The organism is Neoaquamicrobium microcysteis, from assembly GCF_008180155.1.
Classification (GTDB): domain Bacteria; phylum Pseudomonadota; class Alphaproteobacteria; order Rhizobiales; family Rhizobiaceae; genus Aerobium; species Aerobium microcysteis.
The window spans coordinates 118,744-126,204 of sequence record NZ_VSZS01000053.1 but is presented as its reverse complement, the minus strand read 5'-3'; the positions used below and the strand labels follow the sequence as shown (position 1 = coordinate 126,204).

General features: G+C 62.6%; 17 protein-coding genes. All 17 read left to right on the top strand.

What is annotated here, in order from left to right; all coding sequences use genetic code 11:
* On the top strand, window positions 1-111 hold a 111-nt coding region (locus FY036_RS03160), incomplete at its 5' end, for an EF-Tu C-terminal domain-related protein (protein WP_456238249.1).
* Window positions 112-182: 71 nt separating this feature from the next.
* A complete protein-coding gene (gene rpsJ, locus FY036_RS03155) occupies window positions 183-491 on the top strand; it encodes a 30S ribosomal protein S10 (RefSeq protein ID WP_007066362.1) in 309 nt (102 codons plus the stop codon).
* A 102-nt stretch (window positions 492-593) separates the two neighbouring features.
* A complete protein-coding gene (gene rplC, locus FY036_RS03150; protein WP_148913247.1) occupies window positions 594-1,325 on the top strand; it encodes a 50S ribosomal protein L3 in 732 nt (243 codons plus the stop codon).
* Complete coding sequence (gene rplD / locus FY036_RS03145) at window positions 1,325-1,945, top strand: 50S ribosomal protein L4 (protein WP_148913255.1); 621 nt, start codon at window positions 1,325-1,327, stop codon at window positions 1,943-1,945. The genes rplC and rplD overlap by 1 nt, the downstream gene beginning before the upstream one ends.
* On the top strand, window positions 1,942-2,235 hold the full coding sequence (locus tag FY036_RS03140) for a 50S ribosomal protein L23 (protein ID WP_148913246.1): 294 nt from the start codon (window positions 1,942-1,944) through the stop codon (window positions 2,233-2,235). Before rplD ends, FY036_RS03140 begins: the two co-directional genes overlap by 4 nt.
* A gap of 11 nt (window positions 2,236-2,246) precedes the next feature.
* Window positions 2,247-3,080: a 50S ribosomal protein L2 gene (rplB, locus tag FY036_RS03135; RefSeq protein ID WP_148913245.1), complete on the top strand. Its 834-nt coding sequence runs from the start codon at window positions 2,247-2,249 to the stop codon at window positions 3,078-3,080.
* Window positions 3,081-3,096: 16 nt separating this feature from the next.
* On the top strand, window positions 3,097-3,375 hold the full coding sequence (gene rpsS, locus FY036_RS03130) for a 30S ribosomal protein S19 (RefSeq protein WP_148913244.1): 279 nt from the start codon (window positions 3,097-3,099) through the stop codon (window positions 3,373-3,375).
* A gap of 2 nt (window positions 3,376-3,377) precedes the next feature.
* The gene (rplV, locus tag FY036_RS03125; protein WP_148913243.1) at window positions 3,378-3,767 is read left to right on the top strand and encodes a 50S ribosomal protein L22; all 390 of its coding nucleotides are present in this window, start codon (window positions 3,378-3,380) and stop codon (window positions 3,765-3,767) included.
* Window positions 3,767-4,471 carry a 30S ribosomal protein S3 gene (gene rpsC, locus FY036_RS03120; protein ID WP_148913242.1) on the top strand — a complete coding sequence of 235 codons (705 nt, stop codon included), beginning with the start codon at window positions 3,767-3,769 and terminating at the stop codon, window positions 4,469-4,471. The genes rplV and rpsC overlap by 1 nt, the downstream gene beginning before the upstream one ends.
* A 27-nt stretch (window positions 4,472-4,498) precedes the next feature.
* Window positions 4,499-4,912 (top strand): 50S ribosomal protein L16, encoded by a 414-nt coding sequence (rplP, locus tag FY036_RS03115; protein ID WP_148913241.1) that lies wholly within the window; start codon window positions 4,499-4,501, stop codon window positions 4,910-4,912.
* A gap of 13 nt (window positions 4,913-4,925) precedes the next feature.
* Window positions 4,926-5,126, top strand: a complete 201-nt coding sequence (gene rpmC / locus FY036_RS03110; RefSeq protein WP_148913240.1) for a 50S ribosomal protein L29 — start codon at window positions 4,926-4,928, stop codon at window positions 5,124-5,126.
* Between the two features lie 11 nt (window positions 5,127-5,137).
* The gene (gene rpsQ, locus FY036_RS03105; RefSeq protein ID WP_148913239.1) at window positions 5,138-5,398 is read left to right on the top strand and encodes a 30S ribosomal protein S17; all 261 of its coding nucleotides are present in this window, start codon (window positions 5,138-5,140) and stop codon (window positions 5,396-5,398) included.
* Between the two features lie 65 nt (window positions 5,399-5,463).
* A complete protein-coding gene (gene rplN / locus FY036_RS03100) occupies window positions 5,464-5,832 on the top strand; it encodes a 50S ribosomal protein L14 (RefSeq protein WP_006205457.1) in 369 nt (122 codons plus the stop codon).
* Between the two features lie 13 nt (window positions 5,833-5,845).
* Window positions 5,846-6,160, top strand: a complete 315-nt coding sequence (gene rplX / locus FY036_RS03095; RefSeq protein WP_148913238.1) for a 50S ribosomal protein L24 — start codon at window positions 5,846-5,848, stop codon at window positions 6,158-6,160.
* Window positions 6,153-6,707: a 50S ribosomal protein L5 gene (rplE, locus tag FY036_RS03090; RefSeq protein ID WP_148913237.1), complete on the top strand. Its 555-nt coding sequence runs from the start codon at window positions 6,153-6,155 to the stop codon at window positions 6,705-6,707. Before rplX ends, rplE begins: the two co-directional genes overlap by 8 nt.
* Window positions 6,708-6,731: 24 nt before the next feature.
* Window positions 6,732-7,037, top strand: coding sequence for a 30S ribosomal protein S14 (gene rpsN / locus FY036_RS03085; RefSeq protein ID WP_148913236.1), 306 nt, complete (start codon window positions 6,732-6,734; stop codon window positions 7,035-7,037).
* Window positions 7,038-7,050: 13 nt separating this feature from the next.
* Window positions 7,051-7,449 (top strand): 30S ribosomal protein S8, encoded by a 399-nt coding sequence (rpsH, locus tag FY036_RS03080; protein ID WP_148913235.1) that lies wholly within the window; start codon window positions 7,051-7,053, stop codon window positions 7,447-7,449.
* The last annotated feature ends 12 nt before the right edge of the window (window positions 7,450-7,461 follow it).

Genomic DNA, 7,461 nt, shown 5'->3' with positions numbered 1-7,461 from the left:
GTCGACGTGACGCTGATCGTGCCGATCGCGATGGAAGAGAAGCTGCGCTTCGCCATCCGCGAAGGCGGCCGCACCGTCGGCGCAGGCATCGTCGCGTCCATCACGGAATAAGAAGATCAACAGGGTCTGTCGCGGGCGCATCCATTGCCCGCGCCCGCGGAAGACTTGAAGGAATTGACCAGATGAACGGACAGAACATCCGCATTCGCCTTAAGGCGTTTGACCATCGGGTGCTTGATGCCTCGACGCGCGAGATCGTATCGACGGCGAAACGCACCGGTGCCAACGTTCGCGGCCCCATCCCGCTGCCGACGCGGATCGAGAAATTTACCGTCAACCGCTCGCCGCACATCGACAAGAAGAGCCGCGAGCAGTTCGAGATGCGCACCCACAAGCGTCTTCTCGACATTGTCGATCCCACCCCGCAGACCGTCGACGCTCTCATGAAGCTCGACCTTGCTGCCGGCGTCGACGTCGAGATCAAGCTCTAAGGGCTGCACCATGAGCCGGCCGGGTTCGCCCGAATGGCTCCTCTGAGGAAAAGAGACTGAAGGGGCGGTGCCCCGACAGGGAACTCTGAAGGAAAACAACCGATGCGTTCAGGTGTTATCGCACAGAAAATCGGGATGACGCGCGTCTACAATGACGCTGGCGAGCATGTGCCGGTGACGGTTCTCCGCATGGAGAACTGCCAGGTCGTTGCTCAGCGTACCCAGGAAAAGAATGGCTACACGGCGCTGCAGCTCGGCGTCGGGCTTGCCAAGGTCAAGAACACGACGAAGGCGCTGCGCGGTCATTTCGCGATTGCTTCCGTCGAGCCCAAGGCAAAGCTGGCGGAGTTCCGCGTGTCGCCGGACAACCTGATCGACGTCGGTTCGGAGATCACGGTCGAGCATTTCGTCGCCGGCCAGAAGGTCGACGTGACGGGAACCTCGATCGGTAAGGGTTTCCAGGGCGTCATGAAGCGCCACAACTTCGGTGGTGGCCGCGCGACGCACGGTAACTCGGTGTCTCACCGCTCGCACGGTTCGACCGGCCAGCGTCAGGACCCGGGCAAGGTGTTCAAGGGCAAGAAGATGGCCGGCCACATGGGTGCCACCCGCGTGACCACGCAGAACGTCGAGGTCGTTTCGACCGACGCCGATCGCGGCCTGATCCTGATCCGCGGCGCCGTGCCAGGCTCGAAGGGCGCATGGATTTATGTGCGCGACGCCGTCAAGGCTCCGCTTCCGGACAATGCTCCGAAGCCGGGTGCCGTGCGCGCCGCCAAGAAGGTAGACGCTCCGGCGGCAGAGGCTGCTCCGGCGGCTGAGGGAGCTGAATGATGGACATCAAGATCACGACCCTTTCCGGCAAAGCCGCCGGCGAGGTGAAGCTCTCCGACGAGATCTTCGGCCTCGATCCGCGCGAGGACATTCTGCAGCGCGTCGTGCGCTGGCAGCTTGCCAAGAAGCAGCAGGGCACGCACAAGGCCAAGGGTCGCGCGGAAATCTCGCGCACCGGCGCCAAGATGTACAAGCAGAAGGGAACGGGCCGCGCCCGTCACCATTCGGCTCGCGCTCCGCAGTTCCGCGGCGGCGGCAAGGCCCACGGCCCGGTCGTTCGCAGCCACGAGCACGACCTTCCCAAGAAGGTGCGCGCGCTCGGCCTGCGTCACGCTCTTTCGGCCAAGGCGAAGGCTTCGAACCTGATCGTCGTCGATGAACTGGCGCTCAAGGACCCGAAGACGAAGGCGCTGGTGGCGGATTTCGCCAAGCTGGGCCTGACCAACGCACTGATGATCGGCGGCGCCGAGCTTGACGTGAACTTCAAGCGCGCTGCGTCGAACATCCCCAACATCGACGTGCTGCCTATCCAGGGCATCAACGTCTACGACATTCTGCGCCGCGGCACGCTCGTGCTGTCGAAGGCCGCAGTCGAGGCTCTGGAGGAGCGGTTCAAATGACTGATCTTCGCCACTATGACGTGATCGTCTCCCCGGCGATCACCGAGAAGTCGACCATGGCTTCGGAGTACAACCAGGTGGTCTTCAACGTTGCCCGCAAGGCGACGAAGCCGGAGATCAAGGCTGCTGTCGAGGCGCTGTTCGGCGTCAAGGTGACGGCGGTGAACACGCTGCTGCGCAAGGGCAAGGTGAAGCGTTTCCGCGGCACCGTCGGCAAGCAGAGCGATGTCAAGAAGGCTGTCGTGACCCTGGCTGAAGGCCAGTCGATCGACGTCGCGACCGGACTGTAAGGAACGGAACGATGGCACTGAAGAAATTCAATCCGATTACGCCTGGTACGCGCCAGCTCGTGATCGTGGACCGTTCCGGTCTCTACAAGGGCAAGCCCGTCAAGGGCCTGACCGAGGGCCTGACCAAGAATGGCGGTCGCAACAACGCGGGCCGCGTGACGGCTCGCTTCATCGGCGGCGGTCACAAGCGCTCCTACCGCATCATCGACTTCAAGCGTCGCAAGTTCGACGTGGCAGGCACGGTGGAGCGTCTGGAGTACGATCCGAACCGCACCGCCTTCATCGCGCTGATCAAGTACGATGACGGCGAACTGGCCTACATCCTGGCTCCGCAGCGCCTCGCTGCAGGCGACAAGGTCGTGGCTGGCGAGAGCGTCGACGTGAAGCCGGGCAACGCGATGCCGCTGGCGTCCATGCCGGTGGGCACGATCATCCACAATGTCGAGCTCAAGCCCGGCAAGGGTGGCCAGATCGCCCGCTCCGCAGGCGCCTACGCACAGCTCGTCGGCCGTGACCAGGGCATGGCGATCCTTCGCCTGAACTCGGGCGAGCAGCGCGTCGTTCACGGCTCGTGCCTCGCGACCGTCGGTGCGGTATCCAACCCGGACCACGGCAACATCAACGACGGCAAGGCCGGTCGTACCCGCTGGCGTGGCAAGCGTCCGCACAATCGCGGCGTCGCCATGAACCCGGTCGACCATCCGCACGGCGGTGGTGAAGGCCGCACTTCGGGTGGCCGTCATCCGGTCAGCCCGTGGGGCAAGCCGACCAAGGGCAAGAGAACGCGGTCCAACAAGGCGACCGACAAGTTCATCATGCGCTCGCGCCACCAGCGCAAGAGCTAAGGAAAGGTAGTCAGACGTGACCCGTTCAGTTTGGAAAGGCCCTTTCGTCGACGGCTATCTGCTCAAGAAGGCGGATAAGGTTCGTGAAGGCGGCCGTAATGAGGTGATCAAGATGTGGAGCCGTCGCTCCACCATCCTGCCGCAGTTCGTCGGCCTCACCTTCGGTGTCTACAACGGCCAGAAGCACGTCCCGGTTTCGGTGACCGAGGACATGGTTGGCCACAAGTTCGGTGAATTCTCGCCCACCCGTACCTATTACGGCCACGGCGCGGACAAGAAGGCAAAGAGGAAGTAACGATGGGCAAGGCCAAAGCTCCGCGCAGGCTCGCCGACAACGAGGCGCGCGCCGTACTGCGCACGATCCGTGTCAGCCCGCAGAAGCTGAACCTCGTTGCCGCGCTGATCCGCGGCAAGAAGGTCGGCACTGCGCTCGCTGATCTCGAATTCTCGCGCAAGCGCATCGCCGGCACCGTCAGGAAGACGCTGGAATCCGCGATCGCCAATGCAGAGAACAACCACGACCTCGACGTCGATGCGCTGATCGTCGCTGAGGCCTATGTCGGCAAGTCGATCGTGATGAAGCGCTTCCATGCCCGTGGGCGTGGCCGTGCCAGCCGCATCGAAAAGCCGTTCTCGCACCTCACCATCGTAGTGCGTGAAGTCGAAGAGAAAGTGGAGGCCGCCTGATGGGCCAGAAAATCAACCCGATCGGTCTGCGTCTCGGCATCAACCGCACTTGGGATTCGCGCTGGTACGCGAACACCGGCGAGTACGGCAAGCTGCTGCACGAGGATCTCAAGATCCGCGAATATCTCGAGAAGGAGCTCAAGCAGGCTGCCGTCTCGAAGATCGTGATCGAGCGTCCGCACAAGAAGTGCCGCGTGACCATTCACGCAGCCCGTCCGGGTCTCATCATCGGCAAGAAGGGCGCTGACATCGAAAAGCTGCGCCGCAAGCTGACCGAGATGACCAAGTCGGACACGAGCCTGAACATCGTCGAGGTCCGCAAGCCGGAAATCGACGCGACGCTGATCGCCCAGTCGATCGCGCAGCAGCTCGAGCGCCGCGTCGCGTTCCGCCGCGCCATGAAGCGCGCCGTTCAGTCGGCGATGCGCCTCGGCGCCGAAGGCATCCGCATCAACTGTGCGGGCCGTCTGGGCGGCGCTGAAATCGCGCGCATGGAATGGTACCGTGAAGGTCGCGTGCCGCTGCACACGCTGCGCGCCGACGTTGACTACGGCACGGCCGAAGCCCAGACCGCCTACGGCATCTGCGGCGTCAAGGTATGGGTGTTCAAGGGCGAGATCCTTGAGCACGACCCGATGGCGTCGGAGCGCAGGGCGATCGAGGGCGAAAGCCAGGGCGGCCCGCGCCGCCGTGAAAACGCCTGAGAAGCATAGGAATTTTGGAGAAGAACGATGCTGCAGCCAAAGCGCACAAAGTTCCGTAAGCAGTTCAAGGGCCGTATCCACGGCGCTGCCAAGGGCGGCACCGACCTGAACTTCGGTGGTTTCGGCCTGAAGGCTCTCGAGCCGAACCGCGTCACCGCGCGTGAGATCGAGGCGGCCCGCCGCGCGATCACTCGCCAGATGAAGCGTCAGGGCCGCGTCTGGATCCGGGTTTTCCCGGACCTGCCGGTGACCTCGAAGCCGACCGAAGTCCGCATGGGCAAGGGCAAGGGTTCGGTCGATTACTGGGCGGCACGCGTCAAGCCGGGCCGCGTGATGTTCGAGATCGACGGTGTTTCCGAGGAGATCGCCCGCGAGGCGCTTCGTCTCGGCGCTGCCAAGCTTTCGGTGCGCACGCGCTTCGTGCAGCGCATCGCAGAATAGGAAGGGTGCTGAGATGAAAGCCTCTGACGTGAGGGCCAAGACCCTCGACGAGATGAACGACGACCTGGCTTCGCTGAAGAAGGAGCAGTTCAACCTGCGCTTCCAGAAGGCCACCGGCCAGCTCGAGAAAACCGCGCGCGTCAAGCAGGTCCGCAAGGACATCGCGCGCATCAAGACGATTGCGGCGGAGAAATCCGCTGCCAAGAAGGCTTAAGGACGAAGAAAATGCCGAAGCGCATCATGCAGGGCACCGTCGTTAGCGACAAGAACGACAAGACCGTTGTCGTCAGGATCGAGCGCCGCTTCACCCATCCGGTGATGAAGAAGACCGTTCGTCAGAGCAAGCGCTACAAGGCGCATGACGAGAACAACACCTGCAAGGTGGGCGACTTCGTCTTCATCGAGGAGTCGGCTCCGATCTCCAAGGACAAGCGCTGGGTGGTTATTCAGAACCAGACCCAGGAGCAGGCGGCGAAAGCCGAGTAACAACGAATTTTGGACAAGCCGGGCAGGGCGCTGCTCTGCCGGAATAAAGAAGAAGGCGGCCAGTCATGATTCAGATGCAAACAAACCTCGACGTCGCGGACAACTCCGGCGCGCGTCGTGTCATGTGCATCAAGGTGCTGGGCGGCTCGAAGCGGAAGTATGCCTCCGTCGGCGACATCATCGTGGTGTCGATCAAGGAAGCCATTCCGCGCGGCCGCGTGAAGAAGGGTGACGTGATGAAGGCGGTCGTGGTTCGCACGGCCAAGGACATCCGTCGTCCGGACGGCAGCGTGATCCGTTTCGACAAGAACGCAGCCGTTCTCGTCGACAACAAGAAAGAGCCGATCGGCACCCGTATCTTCGGGCCGGTTCCGCGCGAACTCCGCGCCAAGAACCACATGAAGATCATCTCGCTCGCGCCTGAAGTGCTCTAAGGAGGCCGGTGCCATGAATAAGATTCGCAAGGGTGACAAGGTCGTCGTGCTCGCAGGCAAGGACAAGGGCCGCACCGGTGAGGTGCTTCAGGTCATGCCGAAGGACGACAAGGCCGTGGTGCGTGGGGTCAACATGATCGTGCGCCACCAGAAGCAGACCCAGAACCAGGAAGGCGGCCTTATCCGTAAGGAAGCGCCGATCCACCTGTCCAACATCGCGGTGGCCGATCCCAAGGACGGCAAGACGCCGACCCGCGTGGGCTTCGAGGTCCGCGACGGCAAGAAGGTGCGCGTCGCGAAGCGCTCGGGAGAAGTCCTCAATGGCTAAGCAGTACGAACCGCGGATGAAGGCGCTTTATCGCGACCAGATCCGCAAGGCTCTCCAGGAGCAGTTCAACTACGACAACGAGATGCAGCTTCCGCGTCTCGACAAGATCGTCATCAACATGGGTGTCGGCGAAGCGACGGCGGATTCCAAGAAGCCGTCCGTTGCCGCCGAAGACCTTGCCCAGATCGCCGGCCAGAAGGCCGTCGTCACCAAGGCGCGCAACTCGATCGCAGGCTTCAAGGTTCGTGAGAACATGCCGATCGGCGCCAAGGTCACGCTGCGCAAGGACCGCATGTACGACTTCGTTGACCGCCTGGTCACGATCGCGCTGCCGCGCGTTCGCGACTTCCGCGGCCTCAACCCGAAGAGCTTCGATGGCCGCGGCAATTTCGCCATGGGCATCAAGGAGCACATCGTGTTCCCCGAGATCAACTACGACAAGGTAGACCAGATCTGGGGAATGGACATCATCGTTTGTACGACTGCCAAGACGGACGACGAGGCCCGGGCTCTGCTCAAGGCCTTCAACTTCCCCTTCCGGCAGTAACGGCAGCGAACAAAGGAACCTGAAATGGCAAAGACCAGCTCAGTCGAGAAGAACGAGAAGCGCCGCAAGCTCGTGGACCGCTACGCGGCCAAGCGCGCTGCGCTCAAGGCGATCATCATGGATCAGGACAAGCCGATCGAAGAGCGCTTCCGTGCGCAGCTCAAGCTTGCCGCGCTGCCGCGCAATTCCGCAAAGAACCGCATCCGCAACCGCTGCGAAGTAACCGGCCGTCCGCGCGCCTACTACCGCAAGCTCAAGATGAGCCGCGTCGCGCTGCGTGAACTCGGCAACAACGGCCTGGTTCCCGGCCTTGTTAAGTCCAGCTGGTAAGGAGGACTGAAAAATGTCCATGAGTGATCCTCTCGGCGATATGCTCACCCGCATTCGCAACGCCTATGGCCGCAAGAAGAACAAGGTGACGACGCCGGCCTCCAGCCTGCGCGCCCGCGTTCTCGAAGTGCTGAAGTCCGAAGGCTACATCCGCGACTACGCCAAGGTCGACTACGACAACGGCAAGTCGGAGCTCGAGATCGAGCTGAAGTACTACGAAGGTACGCCGGTCATCCGCGAGATCGCCCGCGTCTCGAAGCCGGGCCGTCGCGTCTACGTGTCGGTTAAGTCGATCCCGTCGGTCGCCAACGGCCTCGGCATCTCGATCCTGTCGACGCCCAAGGGCGTGATGGCCGATCATCAGGCGCGCGAGCAGAATGTCGGCGGCGAAGTGCTCTGCCAGGTGTTCTGATCCTGTCGGCTG